The following is a 26,190-nucleotide window of genomic DNA, read 5'->3' on the forward strand; positions in this document are numbered from 1 at the left end:
CATGACAAAAACCTCCAACAACAAAAATGTGGAAGCAGGCGAACCGCATTGGATTGAATGGGCCACGGGCGTCGTCTCGGCCGTAATTGTCCTTGGCGTGATTGCTTGGATTGGCAAGGATGCATTGGTGGACCGTGATGCTACGCCGAACCTGGTCGGGGTCGTGCTGCAAACCGAAAAGCGTGACGGTGGCTTTCAGGTCCTCTTCGAAATCCGAAACGATTCAAGCGCGACCGCGTCACAGGTAACCGTCCACGGCGAGATACGAGAACAAGGTGCAGTGATTGAAGACGTCGAGACCGTCCTGGACTACGTCCCGGGGCACTCGAAAGCCAAAGGTGGGCTGATATTCCAGCAAGACCCCACCGGGAAAACGTTGACGGTCAGAGCGTCCTCATTCGATGAGCCATAGTCGATTTGTTAGTTTCGACTTTCATCCAGCGCCCGCGATATCTCCGTAGCCGCCGTGCTAGTCAGCACGCCGCGCGAGACCGTTCGGTAACTGATAGCCGGCGCTCCGACAGGAGATGTCGATTATTCTCGGAGTTTTCGGTCAGTCCGTTCGTCCAAGGGTGGAAAGTGCATCCTGCAGTCTAAGCGCCGCCAGCGCCTCGGTTGCCTCATCCGAAGACCATCCCGCTTCCAGCGCCGCAGACAGGACCAGCGATTCCGTTTGAAGCTCAAGCTTCTCATAAAGTGGCTCGATGGCTTCGCGGGCTGTTACGACGTGCTGGTCTGGTGGGGTGATGGGTGTGGCGGCAACCGTAGGCATGAAATGCTCCTCCTATTGAACGCTAAGGTTCGAAACCCGTTAGGGGCATCCTTGTTCCATTCATATCGCCTTTTCGGTCTTTGAGCGGCGATGCTAAAGATGACGACGCCACATGTGGCGAAATTTCTTCCATCGCAGGAACGCGCGAATGATGATTGCCGGCGGGATCTTCTTGTGGTCGCCGACAGTCCCCTGCCTGGTGATAGATGCGTTCGGGTCGAGCAGAAACGCGACCAACGTGCTTGCACTCTGCGCCTCTACTTCGAGCTTGTCATCCGATAAATGCAGCCCCTGCTCGCCTTCGGCGAACGTCTGCTTATCGACGACAACGGAACCGCTAAAGACATAGAAATAGAGGGCTCGGCCTTGTTTCTGCGGGAATCCCACCCGTACGCTTGCGTCCAGCCGCATGTCGAAGAAGTCGATTGCGCTGCGGACATAGAAGGGCGCGCCCTCTCCTTCCGGCCCGACCAGGTGTCGCCAAACGTTTGCCGCGGCAGGTGGCATCGGCCCGTGCTGGATCTTCGGCTCGAGATCAACCGCATAAGGGCGAATAAGGATCTGCAGCATTCGCAGAGGCGGATCGGATGCCAGCGTCTCTTCGGAATGCCAAAAGCTTTTTCCGGCATTCATCACCATCAGATGATCGCGATCGATTACCAGTCGGCCAGCGGCCTTGTCGTCGTGCCGCATGACGCCTTCGGGCACCCAGGAAATGATCTCGTCGTTCCGGTGCTCGTGCATGGCGATCAGGCGGCCGGGATCGAGGATGGATTCAACGACCATGGCGAGAGGGCCTTGGCCGTGATCGGTCGGCTTCGGCTTCAACCAGCCCGGCATGTTGACATGTGCGACGAAGCCTCCCGCATCCCGCACCACGAACGTTCGAGCGCCTTTGATCAGCATCGCATCCTCCATGCTTGCAAGGCAGTGACGACACCAGGCCATTAGCCATCGGCCGGAAGGGCCCGTCAATGGAAAGGATGTTTGTCGGACCACGATTGACGCCAGGCAGGAAATCCGCTGAGACGTACCGTCCTAATCAGGAACCATGGTCGACGCATTCGTAAAGGCGAGTGCTGCAGCGTCCTTTGCGCGTCTAAAAGACGCGGCGCTGTAGTGGCAATCTGAAAAATATCGGGCGCAATCGATTCTTTGACGGGATCTGCAATGACCACCGAAGCACGCAATTCGCATCCCATCTACTTCATCGGAGCTTTTGCCACGGGCGGGCTCCTGACTTTCATGGTGCACCTCAACGGGGAGTTGGCCCGCTATGGCAATCCCCTATTCTCATCTTGGACCGCCCACGGCACAGGCATCATCGCAGCCGTTATTCTTCTCCTGTTGGTCCACCGCCGGCGCATGCCGATGGTGGAAAAAGCCCCCAATGCGCCTTGGTGGGCTCACTTCGGTGGGATATCCGGTGCGGCAACGGTCATTCTGACCTCGACTGCGGTCAACTCACCGCTCGGGCTCTCCGGCACCTTGGCTTTGGGTTTGGCAGGCCAGGTCGCCTTCAGCGTCGCGGCCGACAGCTGGGGATTGTTCGGTCTGCCAAAGCGGCGTCCGGATAGACGAGACATCGCTGCACTCGGCTTGGTCGTCACGGGGGCTGCGCTCATCATCCTATTTGGGCGAGGTGCGGCGTGACGGTGTTCATTCTCCTCGCGTGCCTGGGCGGTGTGCTCGTCGGCCTCAGTCGTCAGCTCAATGGACGGTTGAGCATATCGACGACGCCGCTGATCGCATCCTTCTGGAACCATGCCATAGGCTTTGCTGCCCTCACCTGCCTTGGTCTCTTTGTCGGAGGCCTGCTTCCTGCGGGGGCTGCCGAGGCGCCTTGGTATGCCTATCTGGGTGGTCCCATCGGCGTCATCTTCGTGGCGGCGGGCAGTTGGGTCATTGCTCGAATAGGTGCGGTCAATTCGGCTCTGCTGATCATCGGTGGCCAGATGGTGACAGGGGTAGCGTTTGATTATATCAGCGCCGTTCCAGCGTCATTTTGGGCAAACGCGACCGGAATTGTTCTCATCGTCGGCGGAATGATGGTCAGCCGGAGACGACGCAAAGCCGGCGGTCCGCAATAGCCAAACGGATGGCTTTCGACGCCATGGCCGACCGGGCAATTTCATCGACCGATCGCCAGCCAAGGGACGGATGGACGGCGGGGAGCGCCCCCGCCCCGCAGCATCTTTTAGGCGCGGCGTTCTCAGAGCAGGGCTACCGGCGGTGAACCGTTGCGGGCATCACATCGTCGGGGATCGGGCACACATAGGCTTTGCCGCTGGTCTTTTCCCGCCACTCGGCCGTCGCCGCTGCCAGGAGGTCGGATGACGACATCAATGCGAGCCCCGTGGTCGCAAGCGTCTTGGCCGCATGCGCCATGGCCTTATGCGCGGCCGGGCTTTTCCCCTGCGCGACGACCTGCCAGGTATGGGGATTGGTGCCGATTGCCCAGGCTGGCGCCCAGCATTGCGCGGTCGGCGTCACCCAGCTGACATCGCCGACATCGGTCGACCCGGCCCGGAAATGCGATTGTCCCTCGAAATCGCGCAGACCGGTGTGCAAGGGCGTCGAGCCATCGACCTTGGCATTGGAGAACACATCGCCCTTGATCTGATAGAGGCGGATGCTGCTCCTGATCGCTTCCTCAGCGAAGGTATCCTGGATTTTCCTGGCAAAGGCGATGTCGGCCTCGTCGAAGGCGATCGGCCCGAGCGCGACCATGTTCTCGTGCATCGCAGTTTCCAGCGTGATGTTGGGAAGAAGGTTCGTCGAGGCGGTGTCGAACACGATCTCGACCGTGGTTTCGGTCATCATCGCGGCACCTCGTGCCACTTTCTCGACGCGCCCGGCAAGCGCAAGCGCCTGCGGCATGTCAGGCGCCCTGATCAGATAGAGAACTTCGGCGCTTGCCTGCACGACATTGGCGGCCCTGCCGCCGGTGTCGGTGATCGCGTAGTGAACGCGACAATCCTGCGGCATGTGTTCACGCAGGAAATTGACGCCGACATTCATGAGTTCGACCGCATCGAGCGCCGAACGGCCGAGATGGGCGCTGTTGGCAGCATGTGCCGCGACACCCCTGAAGCGATAGTAATATTCGAGAACGGCAAGATTGTTCGTCGAGCGAACACCGTTGAACGGAGCCGGATGCCAGGTCAGGGCGGCATCGACGTCATCGAATGCGCCGGCGCGAACCATGAAGGTCTTGCCGGAACCGCCCTCCTCTCCCGGGCAGCCGTAGTAACGCACCGTCCCGGGCAGCTTGTTTTCCTTAAGGTGGCGGGCAAGCGCAACCGCCGCCATCAGCGATCCGACGCCAAGCAGATTGTGCCCGCAGCCGTGACCGGTTGCTCCCGCCACCTCGGGAAGAGGCTCGGCCACGTCGGCGGTCTGGCTCATCCCGGCCAGCGCATCGAATTCGCCGAGGAAAGCAATCACCGGCTTGCCGCTGCCGGATTCAGCGATGAAGGCCGTTTCCATGCCGGCGACGCCGCGGCGCACGGCAAAGCCGTTTTCCTCGAGCATCCTTGCCAGCAATTGCGACGAGCGCCGCTCCTCGAATTTCAGTTCCGCGAAGTCCCAAATACTGTCGCTGAGGGCAATATAATCCGGCTTCATCTTTTCGACCGTCGCGGCAATGGAGCTGATCGCGTCAAGATTCATGGCATTTCCTCGCTGTCTGTCCTGCCGCCACAGGGACGTGTTGCACCGGACCCGGCAGGACTGGCCTGCCGGATCTCCTGTTGACTGTCGAAAGGGGATGGCGGCGCCCGACCCACCGGGCGGCAGTTCAGGCTCAATTGTCGAGCGAAACTTCCCAAAGACGGGCATTCGATTGCCAGACCGGCTGGCCCTTCAGCTTCTTGGTCGCACCCCAGACATCGACCATGTCATAGAGGAAGATGCCCGGCATTTCCTTGAGCATCAGCGTGTGAAACTCGTCGAAGATCGCCTGACGCTTCGTCTGGTCGGGCTCCGCATAGGCGGCCTTCATCAACTCGACGGCCTTCGGGTCATCCCACATCAAGGAAGCATTCTTGTCCTTGTTGCCGACATAGAAGCCGTACATCAGCGCCGGATCGAGCCGCGGCGCGACCGATTGCGAGATGATCTGGTAGTTGCCGGACCGGCGGCGATCGACCTGCGTCGCATAGTCGAGCACCTCGATCTGCACATTGAGACCTGCCTGTTGCATCATGGCCTGCGCCATCACCGCGGCCGGGAAGCTTGGCACGTTGCTGCGCTTGTTGGCGATGATGGTAATCGGCTCGCCCTTGTAGCCGGCCGCCGCAAGCTCCTTTTTCGCGGCCTCGATGTCGTAGGGCAGACGCTCCTTCTGGACATCGTCGAAATAGAGCGAGTCTTGCGAAACCATGGAGCCGTTGGCTGCGCCGGTGCCATTGGAGGCGGCCTCGACGAGCTGGTCGAGATCGAGTGTCATCGCCATGGCGCGGCGCACGCCGGGATTGCTCAGAACCTTGTCGCGCGTCTGGACGTAGAAGAGGTTTTTGCCGTTGTTGCGGGCCACGATCAGTTGCATCGTGTCGCTCGTCTTGAATTCGGGAATGAGATCCGGCGAAATCTCCGCGGTATCGAGCACGCCGGACTGAAGGCCGGCCTTTACGGTCGAAGCATCGGGAATGACCATGAACTTGATGCCGTCGACGAGAGGGCGTTTGGAGCCGACCATGCCGTCGGGCTTGCCGTCGTTCTCTGGCGAGATATAACCGTCGAACTTGGCGAGATGGATATACTCGCCCTTCTTCCATTCATCCCATTTGAAAGGACCGGTGCCGATCGGCTTGACGAAGCTTCCGTCCGCGCCGACCGATTCCGGGGAGATCATCCCGGTGTAACCGCATTCGGGGCGAGACATCAGGCCAAGGAAAACCGCCGATGGCTTTTCCAGCGTGATGGTGACGGTCGAAGTATCGACTGCCTTGACCCCGGTAACATGCACGGTGCCACTGCCGTCGAAATCGGGAAGGCAGGTCCATTTCGTTTCAGGCTTGAGATAGCGGTTCCAGTTCCACACGACGTCATCGGCGGTCAATTTCTTGCCGTTGTGGAATTTGACGTCGTCACGCAGTTTGAAGCTGTAGGTCAGCCCATCGGCCGAGACTTCGAAGCTCTTTGCCAGCAGCGGCTTGACCTCGCCATTGTTGGCATAGCCGACGAGCCCCTCGACGATATGCAGGATGACGCCATCGGTATTGCCGTCGCGATTGACGCCCGGATTGTTGCTGCGCAGATCGGAACTTTGAGCCACGACGATGTCGCGGGCGTCGACCACGCCGGTCATCGCCATCAACATGGTGCCTGCAAGAAGAAGTTTGTGCATTGTTCTACCCTCTTTTTATGATCGTTAGGATTGGAATTCATCCCAGCAGGCGCGTGAAAGCCTGCCGATGGTTTCAAGCGCGACTGTGTAGCCGGGGGTGCCGTCCGGCATTTCCTGCGGCACGTCGTCGGTATAGACGGCGATGATGTAGAAGGGGGAACCGTCGCGATAGACGATACCGGCATTCATGCGGCCGCGCTTTCCCGTGCCGCCCTTGTGGGCGACGAGCACTCCGAATGGCAGCCGGGAGGGAATGGCATAACGCAGGATCTGGTTCTTCAGGGTTTGAAGCGCATAGGCGCTGAGCGCCTGCGAGCAGCCGAGCCGGTCCGCGGCTTCCCGCGAATCCTGCGCATCGAGGATGGTCTGCAGCAGATAGACCTGATCCCGCGCCGTCGTCGTGGTGACGGCCTTCAATGAATGATCGGGCGACAACGCCAAGGGAGGGATGAGGAAGCGATGGTTGGTGCCAGTCATGCCGATCGACTTGCAATAGCTGTCGACCTCTTCGAGCGTCAGCCTTTCGAAGACCATCTTGGTGCAGACATTGTCACTCAGCACCATCATGCCGGTGATGGCATCGCGCAGCGATATGACGATACCAGGCGTCAGATAGCGGAACATCCCGCTCGCCACTTCCTCGGCGAAACGCTTTTCGTAGGTGATCTGTTCGTCCAGATCCAGCCGGCCTTCATGTGCGGCCTTCAGGGCTGCCATCATGATCGAAGTCTTTCGGGTGCTGGCGGAGGGGGTTTCCTCGTCCGCGCCTCTGCCGATCGTTTCGCCGCTGCCAAGCGCACGCACCATGAAGCGCGTCACGAAAGGCTGGGCATTGCAGATCGCGTTCAATCGCTCCGCGAGCTTTGCGGATTCAATCATCGTCGTCATGTCAGTTCTCCAGGCGCCATTTGAGGATCACGCCGCCCTGAGCATTGTGGTCCAGAGCGGGGATGGCCGAGAGAAGCCTTTGCGTATAGGCCTCCTTCGGGCTGTCGAAAACCGTATCGCGGTCGCCCTCCTCGATGATCCGGCCGTCCTGCATGACGACGACGCGATCGGCCACCTGTTCGACCACGCCGAGATCATGGCTGATGAACAGGCAGGAAAAGCCGTAGCGTTTTTGCAGATCGGACAGGAGTTCAAGCACCTGCGCCCTGACCGTCACGTCGAGCGCCGATACCGGTTCGTCGGCGATCAGGAATTTCGGCCGGCGCGCAATGGCCCGGGCAATCGCCACGCGCTGCCGCTGGCCGCCCGAAAGCTCATGCGGGTAGCGCCCGGCGTAGTCGGCCCCAAGCCCGACTTCTTCCAGCGTCTCCAGGGCGCGCTTGCGCTTTTCCATGGCGTCGAGATCAGGAACGAGCCGCAGCGCTTCTTCGACGAGCGCGAGGATGGTCATGCGCGGATCGAGCGAGGAATAAGGATCCTGAAACACCATCTGGCAATTCAGCCGATAATCCATCCAGTCGTCGTCGCGGCTGCGTCCTTTGAACCGGATATCGCCTTCGCTCTCCCGGACCAGTCCGGCAATGGTGCGGCCGAGCGTGGTCTTGCCGGAACCCGAACCGCCGACCAGCGCCACGACTTCGCCCTCGTGGATATCGATGCTGACGCCATGCAGCGCCCGTTTCGGCTTTGCCTTCTTCATCAGCGACCGCCGGCCTGGATAGTCGACGATGATATCCCGCGCTGAGACCATCGGTGCCCTGGTCTTGTCGATCATCCGCGTCTCTCCGCGGAACGGCAGGGAGGAAAGCAGTTTCTTCGTATAGGCACGCTGCGGCGCGTCGAGCAGATCGGCGGTGCGTCCTTCTTCGACGATCACGCCCTTTTCCATGACGACGATGCGGTTGGTGTAACGCGCTACCATCGGCAGATCGTGGCTGATCAGCAGCACGGCGGTGCCTTCCGCCTGCGTCAGCTCCACCATCAATTCCATGACATCGCGCTGGATCACGGCATCGAGCGCCGTCGTCGGCTCGTCGGCGATCAAGAGCGCCGGTTTCAGCAGCATCACCGATGCCAGCATGATGCGCTGGCGCATGCCGCCCGAGAATTCATGCGGATAGGACGTGAGCGCCCCGGCGGGATCGCGGATCCCGACCCGGTTCAGCATGTCGAGGATCCGGCTGCGCCGTTCCTCCTGCGAGAGTTTCGTATGCAGCTGCAACCCTTCTTCGAGTTGGCGGCCGACGGTCATCGAGGGATTGAGCGAGGTCATCGGCTCCTGGAAGACGACACCGATTTCCGCACCACGCAATTGGCGCAATTGGGCGGCGTTCATGGAAAGCACGTCGCGTCCCTTGTAGGCAACGGAGCCGCCGATCACCTTGATGGGCGCCGGCAGCAGCGAGATCAGGGCGCGTGTTGCCAGCGTCTTGCCCGATCCGCTTTCTCCGACGATGCCGAAGATCTCGCCCGGCGCGATGTCGAAGCTGACCTCCTTGACGACCTGCACACCGGTCCCGGTGACCTGAAGTGACAGGTTGCGGACATTCAAAAGCGTTCTATTGGTCATTTCAGCCCCCTCATCCGCGGATCAAGCTTGTCCCGAAGAGCGTCGCCCAGAAGATTGATGCCGAGGAGCGTCAGGGCGATCGCCAGGCCGGGGAACAGACCCAGCCAGACCGCCTGCTCGATGAATGGTCGCCCGGCGGCCAGCATGTTGCCCCAGGTCGGCGCCGGTGGCGGAACGCCGAGGCCGAGAAAGCTGAGCGCGCTTTCCGAAAGGATCGCCCAGCCGAACATCGAGGTCGCCAGCACGGTGATCGGGGCGACGCAATTGGGCAGGATATGGCGGAACATGGTGTAAAGCTCGCCATTGCCCATCACCTTGGAGGCCTCGATGAATTCCCGCTCGCGCAGCGACAGGACGGCACCCCGGACAACGCGGGCCATGGAGGGAGAATAGGCAATGCCCAGCGCGAAGATGATGCCATATTGGTTGGCGCCGAAGACGGCGAGCAATCCCAGCGCCAGAAGAATGCCCGGAAAAGCGAGAAGCGCGTTGTTGACGGCCATGATGACGGCATCGACCCAACCGCGGGCATAACCAGTGACGAGACCGATCAGCGTGCCGCAGACCGTTGCGAATGTGACCGTCAAGGTGCCGATCCAGACGCTCGCCCGGGCGCCGACGATCAGGCGGCTGAGCACGTCGCGGCCGAATTCGTCGGTTCCGAGCCAGTGGGCGCTGCTTGGCGCCGCCAGCCGTGCGGTGAAGCCGAGCTTCATCGGATCATAGGGGGTCCAGAAAAGGCCGATCGCAGCGGAGATGAGCAATGCGGCAATCAGAATGCTGCCGATGAAGCCGTTGAAGGTGACGTTTTTCATTCGGCGACTACCCGCGGATCGAACAAGGGATAGAGCAGGTCGACGACCAAATTGACCAGCACATAGGAAAACGAGACGAACAGCAGGCACCCTTGGATCACGGGGTAATCGCGGGCAAAAATGCTGTCGACCATCAGTCGCCCGAGCCCCGGAATGGTGAAGACCGTCTCGATGACGGCAATGCCGCCGAGCAGATTGCCGAGGATCAGACCAATGACCGTCCAGGTCGGGCCGAAGGCATTCTTGAAGGCGTGCCGCCAAAGGACGGCGCTCTCGGAAAGCCCCTTGGCCCGGGCGTGGGTGATATAGTCGAGACGCAGCACTTCCAGCGTCGAGGCGCGTGCCATGCGGATCAACACACCCATCTCGTGAATGACCAGGGTCATGATCGGCAGCACGAGGTAAAGCAGGCCGCCGGTGACGTTGCTGCCGATCGAGACATAGCCGAGGACCGGTAGCCAGCTGAGTTTCAAGCCGAAGAAAAGCAGAAGCAGGAGGCCGAGCCAGAATGTCGGGATCGACAGCAGGATCGTGGCCGTGCCGACCAGCGCGAGGTCCGTCAGACTGTTCTGCCGCCAGGCGGCGATGACACCCGCCGGCACGGCGATCAGGCTCGCCAGAAGCACGGCGACGACGACGATTTGGGCGCTGACCAGAAAGCGTGATGCGGCGAGCGGCAGAACCGGCTCGTCATTGACGATCGAGCGGCCGAAATCACCTTGCACGACATTGGCGGTCCAGATCAGGAACTGTTGCGGCAGCGATTTGTCGAGGCCGAGTTCCGAGCGCATCGCCGCGATCTGAGCCGGCTCAGCCATATCACCCAGCATCAGTGCCGCCGGATCGCCGGGTATGAAGCGGATCAGCGTGAAGACGGTCACCGAAACGAGGACGATCGTCGGCAATGCCATCAACAGACGGTTCAGAACGAATTTCAGCATTTTTGTTCCCCGCGATGGGCGACGGACAGTGCCCGGCGCCATCGGTTTCGTTGCCGCAGACTATGATCGAATGAGGAAATATCCGCAATATTATGCGATTCTGTCATAAGTCTATGCGGAATACGACCGCAACCAAAACGGCTGCGTTGGCGTAAGTGCTCAGGTTAAAAATCTGATTTTAAATGTCTTTTTGAGAAAGCTGGATCTGTCGCTTCAATGCATCGCTGAGAGCGTGGGCGGCAATCGAGAGTGGCGTGCCCACCGCCCTCGCCAATCCGAATTCCTGGGTCGCGCGCGGCACGAAAGGACGGTGAACCACCGGCAGGTGGCGATAGAGATTCGCATAAAAGCTGCTGATGATCGTGACCCCAAGGCCATGCGCGACATAGGAACAGGCGGAACTGTTGGTATGCGTCTCGATCTTGACGATCTGCTTGACGCCGGCCCGCCGGAAGGTCTGGTCGAGCGCCATGCGGTTCGGCCGTTGGCGGCCAATCAGAATGAGGGGCACGTCGCGCAAATTCCTGACGGTGATTTCCTCCAGTTTCGCAAGAGGATGATCCTTCGGAACGACGCAGACACTTTCGCCGGTGGCGACACGCTCGACCTCGATGCCCGGTCCGCTCTCGCCCTCCATGCGCAGAAAGCCGAAATCGATGACCCTCTGCTCGACGAGCTTGTTGATCGCGGTCGTCGTCTCGAAGAAGGTTTCGATCCGCACACCGGGGAAATCGCTGATGTAATCGGCCAGCATTGCCGGCGCGAAATGCTCCCACATGCTGCTCGGCAGGCCGATGCGGACGATCTCCGGGCCGGCGGCGCCGCTTCTTAAGTCCTCCGCATGACCCGACATCCGATCGACCGCGAGCAGGATGTTCTCGGCATCGCGGGCAAGAAGCAGGGCCTCGGGGGTGGGGATGAGACGGCCTTTGTCGCGCACGAAAAGCGACATCGAAAGGTCCGCCTCGAGCTGCTGGAGCAGGCGGCTGACGCCGGACTGGCTGAGCCCCATCGTCTTTGCAGTGGCAATCGTCGAGCCTGTCGCCAGGAGCGTGCGCAGGACTTCCAGTTGCTTGATATTCATGCGTTTGCGATCCCCCGGGACGGTTCAGGCACCGTCATCATACCCAGTCCGAAATGCTTTGAAGGAAGAGGCTGGCGGCCTTGGGCATCGGAAATTTCTCTCCGCTGATCAGCGCGTAGGCAACCGGCAGTTCCGGTTCGAGCGGAATGAACTGCAGCGGCAGCGTCGCATATTCGCGGGCGATGATCTCGCCGACCAGCGCAATGCCGAGCCCCTGCGCGGCCAGCGCGCAGGCACTCGCGACCGAATGCGCTTCGAGCAAGGGGCGTTGGCGGATGCCGGCCTTGTAGAACAACGCCTCAAGCTCGTGACGAACCGGTCGCTCCCTGTTCAGCATGATCAGATCCTGCCCCTTCAGGTCGCCGACCGACAATTGGCGGCTGTCGGCCTTGGGATGATCATCGTGCAGGGCGCAAATGACCCGCGACGACAGAATCTTCTCCTGCTTCAATCCCGGGCTCATCAGCGGCAGACGCGCGAAGCCGAGATCGGCCTCGCCGTCGGCCACCATCCGTTCAATTGCGAGATAGCTGCCCGATGCGACTTCGACGCGCATTGGACCATTCGCCGCGAGAAAGTTCTTCAGCAGCTTCGGAATGCGCGTCGAGGAAAGACTGGAGGGAAAGGCGAGCCGCAGCATGATCTCGCGCGACCGACCGCTCTCGAGCTCCATCGCCGCTGTTTTCAAGGCGCGTAGCCGGTCGGAAATGGCACGGATTTCCGGGCCGAGCTGCAGCCCCTCGCGGGTCGGTTGAAGCCGGTTCTTTTCCCGGTCGAAAAGCCGAACGCCGAGATAGTCTTCAAGTTGCTGCAACAAGCGACTGGCATTCGATTGCGAGATCCCAAGCTCGACGGAAGCGGCGATCGTCGAGCCAGTCGCCGCGATGGCGTCATAGGCCTCGATATGCTTCAGGCTGATCGCCGCACTCGTGTCTCGCGCCATTCTATCTCCAATGTCGATAGCCCTACCCGCAAACCGCATAAGATTGCGGACCTGCGGAAAGTTGAACATTTTCCGCTGAGAACCAAACGCACGGAAAGACTTTCGTCAATGGCCACCGTTCTCCGGAAGATCGCGGAACAGGTCCTGTCGCGAACGACGTTCTCAAACGTCGCCATGGACCGGGCAAGAGATGCTGCGGTGGACACCATCGGCTGTATGATTGCAGGCCGTGGCGATGAAAGTGTTGCCGCGCTCACCCGCGCCTTCGACGGGGAAATCGCCGGGGGCGGCGAAGCGCGGCTCGTGACCGGCGGCTCCGCCTCGCCCTCTTTCGCCGCACTCATCAACGCAACGGCGGCGCATGCGCTCGATTTCGATGACAATTTCCATCCGGCGAGAGCGCATTCCTCCGCAGTGCTGGTGCCGGCGCTGCTGGCAGTTCTGACGCGCCGCAACGTGACAAGCGGAAGACGGTTTCTCGAGGCCTACCTGGCCGGGCTGGAAGCGCAAGCGGCGGTCGGCTTTGGCGTCAATCCGTCTCACTACAACAGGGGCTGGCACGCAACGGCGACGGTCGGCAGCATCGGGGCCGCGGCTGGCGTGGCTCGGCTTCTCGGCGGCGACGAAGAGAGCCTGGCCGCGGCGATGAGCCTCGCGACGAGCTTCGCCTGCGGCCCGAAAGGGCAATTCGGCACGACCGCCAAACCGCTTCACGCCGGCATTGCCGCGCGCAATGCCGTGGACGCGGCCCGCATGGCGCTTGCGGGCATGAGTGGGCGGCCGGATATCCTCGAGCGGCCGCAAGGCTTCCTCGATCTTTTCGGGGGCGATGATGCCAAGGGCTGGGCGGGCTTGACATTCGAGGAGGAGCATATCATCGAAAGCTGGGGCGTGGTGACCAAGCGCCATCCCTGCTGCGCCTCGACCCATCGCGCTGTCGACGCGCTTCTGGATCTGAAGCAGCAGCATGGGCTTTTGGCGGGCGACATTGCCAGGATCGAGACGAAGGTCGGCATATCCGCTGCCCGCAACCTGGCTTATCCCGATCCCACCGACGAGATGCAGGCACGCTTCTCAATGCAATATTGCCTGGCGACAGCTTTCCTCAAAGGCTCCCTTAGCCTTTCCGACTTTACACGGCAGGAGATTGGGCGGGCGGAAATCCGGGAATTCATGCCACGCATCGAAATGCAGTCCTATTCGGCTGATGAGGAAAAAGGCGTGGAGCGCCTCCCGCATGTCGTCACGGTCACGATGCGCGACGGGCGCATTTTTAACAAGTCCCGCTTGCATGCGAAGGGATCGCTTGAAGCGCCGATGAGCGTTCATGAACGTGAAGTCAAATTCCGGGACTGCTTGCGCTGGGGAAATCGGAATGTGTCCGGCGCCTCTTTCCTGCAGCTTCGCGGGCTTGCCGATTTTGAAAACCTGTCCGGTGACGATCCCTTCTGGAACCTGATCACAGACCGTCAGTCGCCTTGACAGGCAGCAGGACGGAAAAACGGCGGGGAATGGCTCCCCGCCGCGGCTCGTTCAAGTCCGGCCTTCTCAGGCGAGGTATTTCGTAAACCAATCGACCGTTCGCTGCCAGGCGAGCTTGGCTGCCGCTTCGTCGTAGCGGGGCGTGGAATCATTGTGAAAGCCGTGATTGACGTCAGGGTAGACGTAGGCCTCGAATGTTTTTCCGGATGACTTCAGCGCAGCTTCATAGGCCGGCCAGCCTTCGTTGATCCCCTTGTCCAGCCCGGCATAATGGAGAAGCAGCGGCGCCTTGATCTTCGGTACGTCTTCGGCGCGCGGCTGCCGGCCGTAGAAGGGCACGGCTGCGGCAAGCTCCGGATAGGCCACCGCCGCAGCGTTGGCGACGCCGCCGCCATAGCAGAAACCGGTGATGCCGACCTTGCCGGTGGTGAGATCGCTGTGCATCAAAAATTCGACCGCCGCGAAGAAGTCGTTCATCAGCTTTTCCGGGTCGACCTTCTGCTGGAGTTCCCGCCCCTTTTCGTCATTGCCGGGATAGCCGCCGACCGAGGTCAGGCCATCCGGCGCAAGGGCGATGAAACCTGCCTTTGCCACGCGCCGCGCCACATCCTCGATATAGGGGTTCAGACCTCTGTTTTCGTGAACGACCACTACGGCCGCGACTTTGCCGGCGGCTTTTGCGGGGCGGACGAGATAGGCGCGGACATCGCCATTTCCCTTTGGCGAGGGATAGGTGATGTATTCGGCTGATATATCGGGATCGGTGAACTCGACCTGGGTCGCCAGCGCATAGTCAGGGCTCAGCGACGCAAGAATGGCGGCTGCCGTCACGCCGCCGACGGCGAATTTGCCGGCCCGGTCGAGAAACTCGCGCTTGGTAATTCTCCCATGCGCGTAATAGTCGTAGAGTTCGAGAAGTTCCTGAGGGAAATCCTTGGCTGTCATACGCGTCATGATGGCTCCTCCTTGCCTCTTTTGTTCTCACACCATCCTACACAGGTAAGCTCGCGTCTCTTTTCAACATTTCGAGAGTTTCGCGTGAGCTTGACGGCTGGGGCAGCCGGCGCTGAACGACTGCCTTGGCTTCGGGAGCATACGCGCTGCGTCCATCCGGCGAACCGCGTCCGGCCAGTCGCTGTAAGCAATCGGTCGCCAGCTATCGATCTATGAAAATTAATTTCATGCTCGTGCTTCGATGCCCGTTTTCTATTGACGCCTCCCGATTTTTGTCCCAACTTAAAGAAAATAAATTACTAAATGGGAACTTGATCGGCATGAAAGTGGGAATCATCGGGCTAGGATTCCGGCTCGGCTATCTCGGCTATGTTTTCAAGGCAATCGATAGCAGCTTCGACATTGTCGGCTATGTGGATCCGGAACCCGCCGGACTTCCCGGATTGACGGAAAAGGGAATTTCAGTCGGCAAGGCTTATGGTTCGCCGGAAGAGCTCCTCGCCTCCGAAAAACTCGATCTGCTGATGATCGGCTCCCCCAATCACCTGCATCTCGACCATATCAGGCTCGGGCTTCAAGCCGGTCTCAAGGTCTTTTGCGAAAAGCCGATCGTCACGACCATCGCCGAAAGCATCGAACTTGCCCATCTGATGGCAAAATTCGGCCATGAGCGACTGATGGTCGGTCTCGTGTTGCGCTATTCTCCTCTTTATAAGGATCTCCGCGCCATCCAGGCCGAGGGCAAGCTTGGTCAGATCGTGTCGATCGAGGCCTCCGAACATATCGAGCCTTATCACGGCGCCTTTTTCATGCGCGACTGGCGCCGCTATGAGCGCTATTCCGGCAGCTTCATGCTGGAGAAATGCTGCCACGACCTCGATCTGTACAATGGCGTCGCCGGCGCACGTCCGGAGCGCGTCGCAAGTTTCGGCGGCCGCAAGAGCTTCATTCCGGCAAACGACCCGGCGCGCGAGGGCATCAACGACCTCGAGCTTTTCCACCGCAAGCCGAGCGGATGGATGGGATCGGACAAGGTCTTCGACAGCGATGCCGATATCATCGACTATCAGGTCGCGATCGTCGAATATGCCAATGGCGTCGGCATGAACTTCCACACCAATCTCAACGTGCCCGACCAGTTCCGGCGTTTTGCCATCATGGGGTCGCGCGGCATGGCCGAAGGCGATTTCGTTCGCGGCTATCTCGACGTTCACGAGCAACTGACCGGCAACAAGATCGTCGAAAACAAATATGCCGCCACCGAGCTCTCCCAGCATTACGGCGCCGATGAACAGATGGCGAGCGACCTGCTTGAAAGCGTGCGCACCGGGCTCGAACTTCCTGTTTCCACGCTGAATGCGCTCGAAGCCGGCATTCTCGCCTTGGCAATGGACGAAGCGAGGATGAAGAAAACGGTCGTCGATCTCAGACCCATCTGGGACCGCTTCGACGAAGCCCTTCACGCAAGAGCGGCTTGAGGAGCGCGGCAAGATGAGTGTTCAAAAAAGCACGGTCATCTTCGCCTGGATCCTTCTTCTCCCGGCTGTCCTCTATGTCTTGGCGATCGTCGCCTATCCGCTCGTCGATACGTTCATTCTCTCCTTCACCGATGCATCGCTTAGGAAGACCACCAATTGGGTCGGCTGGATCAATTACGAGAAGATCTTCAATGAACGGTTTGCCGAAGTCATCTTCCGGACCTTCATCTGGACGTTCTTCTCGGTCGCCCTGAAAATGGTGATCGGCACCTTCGGCGCATGCATGCTGAATGCCGCCGTACCCGGCCGCTCTTTGTTCCGGCTTTTGACCATGCCGCCATGGATCGTGCCGATGGCGATCGGCATCTTCATGTGGGGCTGGATGTATAATGGCCAGTTCGGCATGATATCGGGCATGCTGCAGCGCTTCGGTCTCGTCGACGGCCCTGTCGCCTTCCTCGCCTATGGCAGCACCGCCTTCTGGGCAACGATCATCACCGACGTGTGGATCGGCGTGCCGTTGGTGACGATCTACTTCCTGGCGGCGATCCAATCCATTCCGAAGGATCTCTACGAGGCCGCCTGGACCGACGGCGCTGGCCGCTGGTACCGCTTCCGCCGCATCACCCTGCCGCTGATGGTGCCGGCGATCATCACCATGTCGATGCTGTCGCTGATCGCCACCTTCAATTCGTTCGACATCATCTGGATCCTGACGCAAGGCGGACCGAGCGGCGAGACGACGACGATGATCATCGATACCTATCAGACGGCGATCGGCTCGAAGAAATACGGTGAAGGTGCAGCGCGCGCCGTTTTGATCTGCATCTTCCTGTCGCTCTTTTGCTTCGCCTATTTCCGCGTCACCCGCCGCCTCAATCCGGAGAAGCGCGCATGAGCAATGCAGCCATGATCGACCGTTACCGCTGGTGGGAAATCATCCTGATCTATTGCGGCATTGCGCTGTTTCTTTTCTTCGTGCTGTCGCCCTTCGTCGAAGGTTTCCTGGTTTCGCTGAAGCCGCTCAGCCAGCTCTTCTCCTCGCCCTATCGCTTCTGGCCGGAGAACGGCTCCTTCGACGCCTATCGGACGATGTGGATCAGTGTGCCGGGCTTCGGGCGCTATATCTTCAACTCGTTTTTCATCTCGACCGTGGTCACGCTGATCGTGCTCTGCCTCGTCATTCCGGCGGCCTATGCCTTCGCGAAGTTCGAATTCAGGGGCATGGGCATCCTGCTCGGCGCCTTCCTGACGGTGAACATGTTCTCCGGCGCCGTGCTTTTGATCCCGCTCTTCCGGCTGATGCGCAGCATGGGCGTGCTCAACACCTATCTCGCCATGATCGTGCCGGGTGTCGCCTTCCTGATCCCCTCGGCGATCTGGCTGCTGCGTACTTACATGATCCGTATTCCGCAGGAACTCAACGAAGCGGCCTACATGGATGGCGCCAGCCATTTCTACACGCTGCGCCGGGTCATCCTGCCCATTGCGATGCCGGGGATCATCGTCGTCGCCATCACCACCTTCATCGGCGCTTACGCCCAGCAATTCATCTTCGCGCTGACGTTCAACTCGAAGACCGAATACATGCCCTTGCCGGTGGGGCTCTTTGCTTACTTCGGCAAGCAGGAGGTCATCTGGAACGAACTGATGGCGGCTTCCTTCGTCGGTATCGCGCCGGCGATGGTCGTCATCTTCTTCCTTCAGCGCTACCTTGTCGGCGGGCTGACCGCCGGTGCGGTGAAACAATAAGACCAAAAACGAGTGAACAGCTAACACAAGAATGGGAGTCACGACGTGAGCATTACCATCAAGACAGGCCTGATGGCCCTCGCCTTGCTCGGTTCGACGGCATTGACCGCAGTCACTGCCCAGGCGGCCGACAAGGAAATCAGCTGGATCTATTGCGGCGACACGATCGACCCGGTCCACACCAAATATATCAAGCAGTGGGAAGAAAAGAACACCGGCTGGAAGATCGCCCCCGAGGTCGTCGGCTGGGCGCAGTGCCAGGACAAGGCAACGACACTCGCCGCCGCCGGCACGCCGGTCGCGATGGCCTATGTCGGCTCGCGCACGCTGAAGGAATTCGCCCAGAACGACCTGATCGTTCCGGTGCCGATGACGGATGACGAGAAGAAGACCTATTATCCGAACATCGTCGACACGGTGACCTTCGAGGGCACGCAGTGGGGTGTTCCGATCGCCTTCTCCACCAAGGCGCTCTATTGGAACAAGGATCTTTTCAAGCAGGCCGGCCTCGATCCCGAGAAGCCGCCGAAGACCTGGGCTGAAGAAATCGAGATGGCAAAGACCATCAAGGAAAAGACCGGCATCCCGGGCTACGGTCTCCCTGCCAAGACCTTCGACAACACGATGCACCAGTTCATGCATTGGGTTTACACCAACAACGGTAAGGTGATCGATGCCGACGGCAAGGTCACGCTCGACAGCCCTGAGATTCTCGCCGCGCTGAAGGCTTATAAGGACATCGTCCCCTACTCCGAAGAAGGCCCGACGGCCTACGAGCAGAACGAAGTCCGCGCCATCTTCCTCGACGGCAAGGTCGCGATGATCCAGGCAGGCTCTGGTGCAGCCGACCGCCTGAAGGCGACGAAGATCAGCTGGGGCATCACGACGCTGCCGCTCGGCCCCGACGCCAAGGGCCCCGGCACGCTGCTGATCACCGACAGCCTGGCGATCTTCAAGGGTTCGGGGGTCGAGGACAAGGCGACGGAATTCGCCAAGTTCATCACCTCGCCCGATGTGCAGTCGGAATACGAGCTGCAGGGCGGGGCCGGCCTCACCCCGCTGCGTCCGTCCGCCAAGGTCGATGAATTCGTCGCCAAGGATCCTTACTGGAAGCCGCTCATCGAGGGTATCAGCTACGGTGGTCCCGAGCCGCTCTTCACCGACTACAAGGGCTTCCAGAACTCGATGATCGAGATGGTCCAGTCCGTGGTGACGGGCAAGGCCGAGCCGGAAGCCGCACTCAAGAAGGCTGCCGGCGAAATCGAAGCGTTCAAGTAAGCCGCTTTGGACTCTTTGGGATCGCGGGTGCAACAGCCCGCGATCCCTCCCCGATCGAATGTGCGACGAAGGCCGCCGGTGGAGACAGATTTTTGGGACAGCTCTTTCTCAACAAAGTTCAGAAGTTCTATGGCGACTACGAAGTTCTGAAGGGCGTGCAGCTCGAGGTGAAGAATGGCGAGTTCGTCGTCTTCGTCGGCCCGTCAGGCTGCGGCAAATCCACCCTGCTGCGCATGATCGCCGGTCTCGACGCGACGAGTGCGGGCGACATCGTCATCGATGGTATCAGGGTCAATGATCTGCCGCCGGTCAAGCGCGGCATCGCCATGGTGTTCCAGTCCTACGCGCTCTACCCGCACATGACTGTTTTCGAGAACATCGCCTTCCCGCTTCGCGTCGAAAAGATGGAGGAGCAAAAGCTGAAGGCCAAGGTGGAAAATGCCGCACGCATCCTTCACCTCGAACAGCGGCTGCAGCAGAAACCCGGCATGCTGTCCGGCGGCCAGCGCCAGCGCGTCGCGATCGGCCGCGCCATCGTGCGCGAACCGAAGATTTTTCTGTTCGACGAGCCGCTTTCCAACCTCGACGCGGCGTTGCGCGCCGACATGCGCATCGAGCTTGCCAAGCTGCACAGGCAGTTGAAGGCGACGATGATCTATGTGACGCACGACCAGGTCGAAGCGATGACGATGGCGGATCGTATCGTCGTGCTGGATTCCGGCGATATCTCCCAGACGGGGGCACCGCTGGAGCTTTATCACAAGCCTGCAAACCAGTTTGTCGCCGGCTTCATCGGCAATCCGAAAATGAATTTTCTTCCCGTAACCTGCAAGGGCGTCAGCGCCAATGGCGTCGAGGTTGATTATCAAGGCCAGACAGCCGTTCTGCCCGTGACGCCGCGTGACGGCATGGCCGGCAAGGCTTTGACGCTCGGCATCCGGCCGGAACATATCCAGCTCGGCGGCGGCGATATCGTCTTCAAGGTGACGCCGACGGTCATCGAGCGCCTCGGGGCAAACACGGTCGCTTACGCCTCGCTCAACGGAGAGTCCGAGAATTTCTGCGCCATGCTGCCGGGCAGCGTCGGCATCCGTGCAGACGCGCCGGTTGCAACGGGCATCAATGCCGCCGACTGCCATCTGTTCGATGAGGCGGGCATTGCCTTCGAGCGCCGCGTCGAGCTGACCGAAATCGATATGAACGTGATCAACCCGACGGCGGCTTGAACCGACCGGCTCCGTGTCGAGGTTCGTCCTGACAGAGGTCGGTTCCGGCTAGGGGCAATAACACCCTATGCAATTATGGCTGTCCACCGGTAGGAATTCGGGGAGTTTTTCACTCCGCGAACGTCTTTGGAAATCTCCTGCAGTCCGGCCCGAAGCGGACTTTCATTGGGCAATCAGTGTTCTCGGCGCCGCCCGTATGCCACAAACTATCTGATCGAACTGAAGCTCAACGCGGCCGCCGCAACATCGGGACGAGCGTCGGTGACGAACCGGCCTGGATCGCGCCGAGCGGTTCGAAGCCGTAGCGTCGGTCGAACGGAATGTTGCGCGGGTTGGAGGATTCCAAATAGGCTGGCGCGTGATCGCGATCGCACCGTGCGAGTGCGTGCGCCATCAAGGCGTCGCCGTGACCTTGGCCTTGATGCGCTGGGTCGACGCCGATCAGGGGCAGGTACCAATGTGGTTCGCTCGGGTGGTACGCGGCCATCTGCTCGAATATGGCGGTGGTTTCGGGGGCAAGAGAGCGCGCAACCGTGCTCTCGAGCACCGCACCAAGCCCTTCCTCGTCGGAATGCACCCCGGGCGATAACCACAGCGCCGTCCCGGCATAGCCGTCGGTGCAAAAGGCGCTGCCGTTAGAGAATGCGCTGCTCCCGAACGCCCGGATCATTCGCGGCATGGCCGCAAGGTACTGGTGTGCGTGCGGCCAGGTCCATCGCGCCATAGGATCCGCAGCAAATGCCAGCATGACCGTTTCGACCGCCAGATCTTCCTCGGCCGCGGCCATAACTCTCACTGTTGGTGATTTCACACTGCCCTCCTGACGTAGGTGGCCCGACGAGGCGCCCGCGCTCGTTCTCACCTGCGCATCGTAACCCGGATGGCGTGGGAGCGATACCGGTTGCTGCTGGCTCAGCGGTTCTAGATTCGCTTGGAATGCCTGTTCAAGGTCCGGAACGGCCGCTTCTCATTGGTGTCATCCCGTAAGCTGCCCGTCCGCTCTCCGCCGATCGTTCGCACCACCTGCTTCAGTTCCGAACAAACGACAGTCGGCTTTGAGGGAACAATGACCAGAAGCTGCCGTTAGGGGGACAAGGCTGGAAGCGGAGGTAGTTGTGATCCACCATGTTTCGGTCGGGACGAATGATGTTGCGCGTTCGAAGCGCTTCTACGATGCCGTTTTGCCCATCGTCGGAATTGTGCCGATGGCCGAGGACGAGGGTGGACTTGGTTACGGCACTGGTACGTTTCACTTCAGCGTCCAGGTTCCGATTGATGGAAAACCAGCGACCGTGGGCAATGGAACTCATATCGCCTTTGCCGTCGAGGACCGTTCGATGGTCAATCGATTTTACGCAGCAGCATTAAAATATGGTGGCAGCGACGATGGCGCTCCGGGGCTGCGGCCGAACTATGATGCCAACTATTATGGGGCGTTCGTCCGCGATCCGGACGGTCATAAGATCGAGGCCGTGACCTACTCCGCAAAATAGCCGCTAACGGAGGCGCGCATGCCGACCCTTCCCTATGCAATTCTCGAAGCCCCCTCTACGCTGGGCCTCGCGACCGACGGTGTGGAGCACTTGCCCGACCAGCTCTTGGGCCTCGGTCTTGCGGAGCGCATCCATGCGGGCCGCGCCGAGCGGCTGGCGGTGCCTCCGAAGGATCCTACGCCCGATCCCGAGACTGGCACCCTGAATGCCAAGGCAATTGCGGCGTGGTCGCCCAAGCTTGCCGATGCGGTGGAAGCGGTGCTTGACGCGGGCGAATTTCCGGTTGTACTCGGCGGCGATTGCACGATCCTAATGGGCTCGATGCTCGCGTTTCGACGGCGCGGCCGCTACGGCCTGTTCTTCATCGACGGCAACGCCGATTTCTTCCAGCCCGAGGCGGAACCCAATGGTGAGGGCGCCTCGATGGATCTTGCCTTCGTCACCGGCCACGGCCCGTCGCTCCTGACCGACATCGAAGGTCGCGGTCCTTTGGTCCGTCCCGAAGACGCCGTCGCGTTCGCATATCGCGATCATAAGGATCAGGAGGAGTACGGAAGCCAGCCGCTTCCCAACGAGCTCAAGGCGATTGACCTTCCCGCCGTGCGCCGAGTGGGCATCGAGGCCGCCGCGCGCGAAGCGGTCGACCACCTGACGCGAGAGGAACTGGACGGCTTCTTCATCCATCTCGACGCCGATTGCCTCGACGACGTCATCATGCCGGCTGTCGATTTCCGCATGCCGGGCGGGTTGTCGTGGGACGAGCTAGGGACCGCGCTTCGGCTTGCCTTGGCGAGCGGCAAGGCAGTCGGTATCGAGATCACCATCTACAATCCGCGCCTTGATGAGGACGGCAGCGCCGGGCGCGGCCTGGCCGACGTACTAGCCGCAGCACTCGGAACAGCAGCGCACTGAACGCTCCGGCCGGAAAGGCCGGTGGAGTCACTTCCCAAGAGCAGATGTTCCCTCGAGGCGAGTTACCCGACCCGCGCTACTCCCCTATGCTGGAAAGCAATTCATCGAGCTGTTCCAGTTGCTCCGGCAATGCAGCCGCCCCGCCCTGCAGTGCTTCCTCAAGCGCCTCCTTGGACGGATAGACCTCGTGGAAAGTCAGTAGTGTCCTCCCGCCTTGGTCCTCGAACGTCACGGTCGTGATCGCGCCCTCTTCGCCCTCGTCGTTGGTCCAGACGATGCGCTCGTTCGGCACCACCTCGAGATATCTGCCGTAGAAGGCCATGGTGTCCGAACCGCCGGCGCCGAATTCCAGCCGATATTTGCCGCCTGTACGGACGTCCATATCGCACGATACGAGCGAAACGCCGGGTGCCGATTTTGGCACCCACCAGCGCTGGAACAGCTCGGGCTGGCTCCACGCCCTGTAGACCGTGCTCGGCGGCGCATTGAATGTCCGCGTTACGACGAGTTCGCGATCCCCTTTGCGCTCGACTGACGTGCCGTTCTGCGCACCACCTTCACTGTCAACTTGCTGATTCATCGCTTCCCTCCCGTTTCATTTCGCTGATGATTTCGTCCAATGCTTCGAAGCGGGCCTCGAAGAGCTTGCGATGCGCCTCGATCCACTCGGCCTCCGCCTTGAGGCCGCGTTTCCCAAGCTTGCAGGTTCTCACCCGTCCGACCTTCTGCGTGACGACGAGCCCCGCGCGCTCGAGAACCTGGACGTGCTTCTTCATGCCGGTCAGCGTCATCTGGAACTTATCCGCGAGACTGGTGATCGACGCGTCCCCTCGCCCAAGCTGATCGATGATCCCGCGGCGGGTCGCATCGGACAGCGCCGCGAACGAGAGATCGAGAGGAAGAGTTACATACTGAACCATCTAGTTCAGTGTATAGCCTTCTCGCTACGAAGCGCAAGCGCCTCAATACGTGTCCCGCCGCATCAAGCCGGCCCGCGTGGAACGCCGACCGGAAGGCTGGGGCCGCCGCAGGCTTTGGTAGTATGGCTGTATTGCGCCTCTAGCTCAGCTCTTTCTGGAAAGACGACAGGGCCAGCCGCGGCCTGAAGCATTCGGACTGATGCGCCTGATCGTCATCGACGGATGCGCACCTGCGGCTACGCTACTGGGCCATCCGCGCACGTAGGCGGGGCACGATCCAGTCGAGGAAGCACCGCACCTTCAGCGACTGGGGATCGGCTGGTCCGTGCATAACGTTCACAGGCAGAGGTTCCGGTGCGAACTCGTTCAACAATTCCTGCAGAGCGCCGGAGCGCAGTTGATCGGAAATCTGATAAGACAGCACGCGGATAATGCCGATACCGGCCAGCGCAGCCTGAATGGCCGCCTCCGTCGTGTTGACTGCGAGTTTGGAGCGCGGCTCGATGGTGAAGGCCGGACCATCCCGGCGGTACCGCCATTCCGGTGCGGTCGCAAAGCCCTGGAAGCTTACGCCATCATGTCGTAGGAGGTCTTCCGGCCGACGCGGCACGCCGCGGCGGGCTAGATATTCGGGGCTCGCGCAGATCACCCGGCGGACACTGCCGACGCGCGTCGCGATCAGCGCACTGTCCGTCAGGTGACCAATTCGCAGAGCCACGTCAACCTGCTCATCTGCCAAATTTATTTGCCGATCAACGAGCGTCACGCGCAGGTCGATGTCGGGTTGCTCCTTCAAGAATTCCAGCGCGATTGGCAGCAGATAGCGCTCGCCGAAAGCAATAGGTGCGGTCACATGGAGCCCGCCACGCAGCGCACCATGATCGCCGCTGGCCTGCCGCTCCGCTGCGTCCAGGTCCTCAAGAATACGACGTGAGGCGGCGACGAAGGCGCGCCCCTCCTCTGTCAGCGAGAGACCGCGGCGGGTGCGCAGCACCAAGCGCACCCCGAGGTGCTTTTCGAGATCGGCGACCTTGCGGCTGACCGTGGCGAGCGGTGCATTGAGCCGCCGCGCCCCTGCAGAAAGACTGCCGGCATCGACCACCGCCAGCAGTACCGACATCGCGTCAAAACGATCCATCCAATCCTTCCGAAATCTGAGAGTAAACTTCCCGAAATGGCAGGATACCCTACTGTTTGTGGATGTCATAGCTTCACGTCGTTCGAGGGCGCTGTCAGGCTCCCCATATTGCCAATCATCAGGAAGGACGTCATGCCTCAGCTTTCGCGTCGTGCCTTTGCAAGCGCTCTGCCTCTCGGTCTCCTCGGGGGAAGCCTCTTCGGCGGAATGATTGAAGGCGCTTCTGCGCTTGCTGCGACGCAGGAGGCCGCCAAAGCGCCGGTCAGCGTTACGCCACTCGCGCAGATCCGCATCGGTCGCTTTACCGTGACGGCGCTGACGGACGGGTATGCCGATATGCCCTATGACTATTTTCCAGGGCGTACCGCGGCGGAGGTCGAACAGGCGGCAGTCGCGCAGTTCACCGCCCGGCCGAGTGGGGTACGATTCCTCTTTAACCAGTACCTCGTTGAGGATGGCGAACGTCGCATCCTGATCGATGCCGGTACAGCGGGCTCGATCGGGCAAACCGGGCAGTTGCCGCAGGCGCTCGCCGCGCTAGGCCTGCAGCGCGACCAGATCGACGCCGTGATCGTGACGCACATGCATCAGGATCACATGGGTGGTCTGATTCTCGGCGGCAAGAACAACTATCCCAAGGCCGAACTTTATATAGATCGCCGCGACGTCACCCATTGGACTGATCCGGCCAAGCGCAACGGCGCGCCCGATTATCTGCAAACCAGCTTCAAGATGGCGGAGGAGGTCGTGCGTCTCTACCCGAGACTTCAGGCGATCGACGGAGAGCGAGAAATTGTGCGGGGCGTCTCAATTGTCGACCTGACCGGCCATACACCCGGACATATCGGGGTGCGGGTCGAAGATGGCGGACAGAGCCTCATCATGGTCTCGGATATGATCTTTCCGGTCGTGCATCCTGCGGCGACCGATGTGTTCTTCCTGTTCGAGCAGGATCGTGCGGCGGCTAAAGCGATGCGTGACCGGTTTTTCCCTCGCGCCGCTTCGGAAGGCGCCCTCATCGCCGCCACGCACATGCCCTTCCCAGGGCTCGGTCGTGTCGTCGCCGACCGTGGGCAGATGCGCTGGCAGATAGCGGACTGGGCCTTGCAGAACTGAGGTCCGCTCCGGCGGTCG

27 protein-coding genes are annotated in these 26,190 nt (G+C 60.7%); 12 read left to right on the top strand and 15 right to left on the bottom strand.

Features of this window, described 5'->3' with window-relative positions; translation table 11 throughout:
* The first annotated feature begins 1 nt into the window (after position 1).
* Entirely contained in the window at positions 2-412 is a 411-nt protein-coding gene (locus G9X68_RS26105; RefSeq protein ID WP_171604843.1) for a TIGR02588 family protein, read from the top strand.
* A 141-nt stretch (positions 413-553) separates the two neighbouring features.
* Here the strand turns inward: G9X68_RS26105 and G9X68_RS26110 are convergent, their stop codons facing one another.
* Together G9X68_RS26110 and G9X68_RS26115 are read right to left on the bottom strand one after the other, a co-directional pair.
* Entirely contained in the window at positions 554-772 is a 219-nt protein-coding gene (locus tag G9X68_RS26110; RefSeq protein WP_018483477.1) for a hypothetical protein, read from the bottom strand.
* A gap of 93 nt (positions 773-865) precedes the next feature.
* Positions 866-1,678, bottom strand: a complete 813-nt coding sequence (locus G9X68_RS26115) for a pirin family protein (protein WP_171604844.1) — start codon at positions 1,676-1,678, stop codon at positions 866-868.
* Positions 1,679-1,942: 264 nt separating this feature from the next.
* On the opposite strand from G9X68_RS26115, the gene G9X68_RS26120 reads away from it, so the two are divergent.
* Positions 1,943-2,425, top strand: a complete 483-nt coding sequence (locus G9X68_RS26120; RefSeq protein WP_171604845.1) for a DMT family transporter — start codon at positions 1,943-1,945, stop codon at positions 2,423-2,425.
* Positions 2,422-2,862, top strand: a complete 441-nt coding sequence (locus tag G9X68_RS26125) for a DMT family transporter (protein ID WP_171604846.1) — start codon at positions 2,422-2,424, stop codon at positions 2,860-2,862. The genes G9X68_RS26120 and G9X68_RS26125 overlap by 4 nt, the downstream gene beginning before the upstream one ends.
* Before the next feature lie 133 nt (positions 2,863-2,995).
* On the opposite strand, the gene G9X68_RS26130 is transcribed toward G9X68_RS26125, so the two are convergent.
* From G9X68_RS26130 to G9X68_RS26165, 8 genes are all read right to left on the bottom strand, one after another.
* The gene (locus G9X68_RS26130) at positions 2,996-4,444 is read right to left on the bottom strand and encodes a M20 family metallopeptidase (RefSeq protein WP_171604847.1); all 1,449 of its coding nucleotides are present in this window, start codon (positions 4,442-4,444) and stop codon (positions 2,996-2,998) included.
* 133 nt (positions 4,445-4,577) lie between these two features.
* Entirely contained in the window at positions 4,578-6,122 is a 1,545-nt protein-coding gene (locus tag G9X68_RS26135; RefSeq protein ID WP_171604848.1) for an ABC transporter substrate-binding protein, read from the bottom strand.
* A gap of 24 nt (positions 6,123-6,146) precedes the next feature.
* Entirely contained in the window at positions 6,147-7,010 is an 864-nt protein-coding gene (locus G9X68_RS26140; protein ID WP_171604849.1) for a serine hydrolase, read from the bottom strand.
* A 1-nt stretch (position 7,011) separates the two neighbouring features.
* Entirely contained in the window at positions 7,012-8,640 is a 1,629-nt protein-coding gene (locus tag G9X68_RS26145; RefSeq protein ID WP_171604850.1) for an ABC transporter ATP-binding protein, read from the bottom strand.
* Positions 8,637-9,455: an ABC transporter permease gene (locus G9X68_RS26150; protein ID WP_171604851.1), complete on the bottom strand. Its 819-nt coding sequence runs from the start codon at positions 9,453-9,455 to the stop codon at positions 8,637-8,639. Before G9X68_RS26150 ends, G9X68_RS26145 begins: the two co-directional genes overlap by 4 nt.
* Entirely contained in the window at positions 9,452-10,396 is a 945-nt protein-coding gene (locus tag G9X68_RS26155) for an ABC transporter permease (protein ID WP_171604852.1), read from the bottom strand. Before G9X68_RS26155 ends, G9X68_RS26150 begins: the two co-directional genes overlap by 4 nt.
* 178 nt (positions 10,397-10,574) lie before the next feature.
* Positions 10,575-11,480 (bottom strand): LysR family transcriptional regulator, encoded by a 906-nt coding sequence (locus tag G9X68_RS26160; protein WP_027665520.1) that lies wholly within the window; start codon positions 11,478-11,480, stop codon positions 10,575-10,577.
* A gap of 37 nt (positions 11,481-11,517) precedes the next feature.
* Entirely contained in the window at positions 11,518-12,492 is a 975-nt protein-coding gene (locus tag G9X68_RS26165; RefSeq protein WP_171604853.1) for a LysR family transcriptional regulator, read from the bottom strand.
* Positions 12,493-12,531: 39 nt separating this feature from the next.
* Here G9X68_RS26165 and G9X68_RS26170 point away from each other — a divergent pair, with 39 nt between their 5' ends.
* Positions 12,532-13,905 (top strand): MmgE/PrpD family protein, encoded by a 1,374-nt coding sequence (locus G9X68_RS26170; RefSeq protein ID WP_171604854.1) that lies wholly within the window; start codon positions 12,532-12,534, stop codon positions 13,903-13,905.
* Positions 13,906-13,971: 66 nt separating this feature from the next.
* On the opposite strand, the gene yghX is transcribed toward G9X68_RS26170, so the two are convergent.
* On the bottom strand, positions 13,972-14,859 hold the full coding sequence (gene yghX / locus G9X68_RS26175) for a YghX family hydrolase (RefSeq protein ID WP_171604855.1): 888 nt from the start codon (positions 14,857-14,859) through the stop codon (positions 13,972-13,974).
* A gap of 320 nt (positions 14,860-15,179) precedes the next feature.
* On the opposite strand from yghX, the gene G9X68_RS26180 reads away from it, so the two are divergent.
* The 5 genes from G9X68_RS26180 (at position 15,180) to G9X68_RS26200 (ending at position 20,593) form a co-directional block, all read left to right on the top strand.
* Positions 15,180-16,337, top strand: coding sequence for a Gfo/Idh/MocA family protein (locus tag G9X68_RS26180; RefSeq protein WP_168313093.1), 1,158 nt, complete (start codon positions 15,180-15,182; stop codon positions 16,335-16,337).
* A gap of 13 nt (positions 16,338-16,350) precedes the next feature.
* Entirely contained in the window at positions 16,351-17,235 is an 885-nt protein-coding gene (locus tag G9X68_RS26185) for a carbohydrate ABC transporter permease (protein ID WP_171604856.1), read from the top strand.
* Positions 17,232-18,089 (top strand): carbohydrate ABC transporter permease, encoded by an 858-nt coding sequence (locus tag G9X68_RS26190; protein ID WP_171604857.1) that lies wholly within the window; start codon positions 17,232-17,234, stop codon positions 18,087-18,089. Before G9X68_RS26185 ends, G9X68_RS26190 begins: the two co-directional genes overlap by 4 nt.
* Positions 18,090-18,161: 72 nt before the next feature.
* Positions 18,162-19,367 (top strand): ABC transporter substrate-binding protein, encoded by a 1,206-nt coding sequence (locus G9X68_RS26195; RefSeq protein WP_168315291.1) that lies wholly within the window; start codon positions 18,162-18,164, stop codon positions 19,365-19,367.
* A 92-nt stretch (positions 19,368-19,459) separates the two neighbouring features.
* Positions 19,460-20,593 (top strand): ABC transporter ATP-binding protein, encoded by a 1,134-nt coding sequence (locus G9X68_RS26200; RefSeq protein WP_171604858.1) that lies wholly within the window; start codon positions 19,460-19,462, stop codon positions 20,591-20,593.
* A gap of 226 nt (positions 20,594-20,819) precedes the next feature.
* Here G9X68_RS26200 and G9X68_RS26205 read toward each other — a convergent pair whose 3' ends face one another.
* Entirely contained in the window at positions 20,820-21,404 is a 585-nt protein-coding gene (locus G9X68_RS26205) for a GNAT family N-acetyltransferase (RefSeq protein WP_171604859.1), read from the bottom strand.
* Positions 21,405-21,708: 304 nt separating this feature from the next.
* Here G9X68_RS26205 and G9X68_RS26210 point away from each other — a divergent pair, with 304 nt between their 5' ends.
* Entirely contained in the window at positions 21,709-22,086 is a 378-nt protein-coding gene (locus tag G9X68_RS26210) for a VOC family protein (protein ID WP_171604860.1), read from the top strand.
* Between the two features lie 18 nt (positions 22,087-22,104).
* Entirely contained in the window at positions 22,105-22,998 is an 894-nt protein-coding gene (locus tag G9X68_RS26215; protein ID WP_171604861.1) for an arginase family protein, read from the top strand.
* Positions 22,999-23,074: 76 nt separating this feature from the next.
* Here the strand turns inward: G9X68_RS26215 and G9X68_RS26220 are convergent, their stop codons facing one another.
* From G9X68_RS26220 to G9X68_RS26230, 3 genes are all read right to left on the bottom strand, one after another.
* The gene (locus G9X68_RS26220) at positions 23,075-23,578 is read right to left on the bottom strand and encodes an SRPBCC family protein (protein WP_171604862.1); all 504 of its coding nucleotides are present in this window, start codon (positions 23,576-23,578) and stop codon (positions 23,075-23,077) included.
* Positions 23,562-23,918: an ArsR/SmtB family transcription factor gene (locus G9X68_RS26225; RefSeq protein WP_171378296.1), complete on the bottom strand. Its 357-nt coding sequence runs from the start codon at positions 23,916-23,918 to the stop codon at positions 23,562-23,564. The genes G9X68_RS26220 and G9X68_RS26225 overlap by 17 nt, the downstream gene beginning before the upstream one ends.
* 241 nt (positions 23,919-24,159) lie before the next feature.
* Complete coding sequence (locus G9X68_RS26230; protein WP_171604863.1) at positions 24,160-25,056, bottom strand: LysR family transcriptional regulator; 897 nt, start codon at positions 25,054-25,056, stop codon at positions 24,160-24,162.
* Between the two features lie 132 nt (positions 25,057-25,188).
* On the opposite strand from G9X68_RS26230, the gene G9X68_RS26235 reads away from it, so the two are divergent.
* On the top strand, positions 25,189-26,172 hold the full coding sequence (locus G9X68_RS26235) for an MBL fold metallo-hydrolase (protein ID WP_171605071.1): 984 nt from the start codon (positions 25,189-25,191) through the stop codon (positions 26,170-26,172).
* Positions 26,173-26,190 lie beyond the last annotated feature (18 nt).

The sequence above is a fragment of the Rhizobium changzhiense genome, from assembly GCF_013087625.1.
Classification (GTDB): Bacteria; Pseudomonadota; Alphaproteobacteria; order Rhizobiales; family Rhizobiaceae; genus Rhizobium; species Rhizobium sophorae.

What these genes read in the sequence shown, in the direction of transcription:
- G9X68_RS26105 (WP_171604843.1), top strand. Translation starts at nt 2, where the DNA reads ATGACAAAAACCTCCAACAACAAAAATGTGGAAGCAGGCGAACCGCAT.
- G9X68_RS26110 (WP_018483477.1), bottom strand. Translation starts at nt 772, where the DNA reads ATGCCTACGGTTGCCGCCACACCCATCACCCCACCAGACCAGCACGTC.
- G9X68_RS26115 (WP_171604844.1), bottom strand. Translation starts at nt 1,678, where the DNA reads ATGCTGATCAAAGGCGCTCGAACGTTCGTGGTGCGGGATGCGGGAGGC.
- G9X68_RS26120 (WP_171604845.1), top strand. Translation starts at nt 1,943, where the DNA reads ATGACCACCGAAGCACGCAATTCGCATCCCATCTACTTCATCGGAGCT.
- G9X68_RS26130 (WP_171604847.1), bottom strand. Translation starts at nt 4,444, where the DNA reads ATGAATCTTGACGCGATCAGCTCCATTGCCGCGACGGTCGAAAAGATG.
- G9X68_RS26135 (WP_171604848.1), bottom strand. Translation starts at nt 6,122, where the DNA reads ATGCACAAACTTCTTCTTGCAGGCACCATGTTGATGGCGATGACCGGC.
- G9X68_RS26140 (WP_171604849.1), bottom strand. Translation starts at nt 7,010, where the DNA reads ATGACGACGATGATTGAATCCGCAAAGCTCGCGGAGCGATTGAACGCG.
- G9X68_RS26145 (WP_171604850.1), bottom strand. Translation starts at nt 8,640, where the DNA reads ATGACCAATAGAACGCTTTTGAATGTCCGCAACCTGTCACTTCAGGTC.
- G9X68_RS26150 (WP_171604851.1), bottom strand. Translation starts at nt 9,455, where the DNA reads ATGAAAAACGTCACCTTCAACGGCTTCATCGGCAGCATTCTGATTGCC.
- G9X68_RS26155 (WP_171604852.1), bottom strand. Translation starts at nt 10,396, where the DNA reads ATGCTGAAATTCGTTCTGAACCGTCTGTTGATGGCATTGCCGACGATC.
- G9X68_RS26160 (WP_027665520.1), bottom strand. Translation starts at nt 11,480, where the DNA reads ATGAATATCAAGCAACTGGAAGTCCTGCGCACGCTCCTGGCGACAGGC.
- G9X68_RS26165 (WP_171604853.1), bottom strand. Translation starts at nt 12,492, where the DNA reads ATGTTCAACTTTCCGCAGGTCCGCAATCTTATGCGGTTTGCGGGTAGG.
- G9X68_RS26170 (WP_171604854.1), top strand. Translation starts at nt 12,532, where the DNA reads ATGGCCACCGTTCTCCGGAAGATCGCGGAACAGGTCCTGTCGCGAACG.
- yghX (WP_171604855.1), bottom strand. Translation starts at nt 14,859, where the DNA reads ATGACGCGTATGACAGCCAAGGATTTCCCTCAGGAACTTCTCGAACTC.
- G9X68_RS26180 (WP_168313093.1), top strand. Translation starts at nt 15,180, where the DNA reads ATGAAAGTGGGAATCATCGGGCTAGGATTCCGGCTCGGCTATCTCGGC.
- G9X68_RS26185 (WP_171604856.1), top strand. Translation starts at nt 16,351, where the DNA reads ATGAGTGTTCAAAAAAGCACGGTCATCTTCGCCTGGATCCTTCTTCTC.
- G9X68_RS26190 (WP_171604857.1), top strand. Translation starts at nt 17,232, where the DNA reads ATGAGCAATGCAGCCATGATCGACCGTTACCGCTGGTGGGAAATCATC.
- G9X68_RS26195 (WP_168315291.1), top strand. Translation starts at nt 18,162, where the DNA reads ATGGCCCTCGCCTTGCTCGGTTCGACGGCATTGACCGCAGTCACTGCC.
- G9X68_RS26215 (WP_171604861.1), top strand. Translation starts at nt 22,105, where the DNA reads ATGCCGACCCTTCCCTATGCAATTCTCGAAGCCCCCTCTACGCTGGGC.
- G9X68_RS26220 (WP_171604862.1), bottom strand. Translation starts at nt 23,578, where the DNA reads ATGAATCAGCAAGTTGACAGTGAAGGTGGTGCGCAGAACGGCACGTCA.
- G9X68_RS26225 (WP_171378296.1), bottom strand. Translation starts at nt 23,918, where the DNA reads ATGGTTCAGTATGTAACTCTTCCTCTCGATCTCTCGTTCGCGGCGCTG.
- G9X68_RS26230 (WP_171604863.1), bottom strand. Translation starts at nt 25,056, where the DNA reads ATGGATCGTTTTGACGCGATGTCGGTACTGCTGGCGGTGGTCGATGCC.
- G9X68_RS26235 (WP_171605071.1), top strand. Translation starts at nt 25,189, where the DNA reads ATGCCTCAGCTTTCGCGTCGTGCCTTTGCAAGCGCTCTGCCTCTCGGT.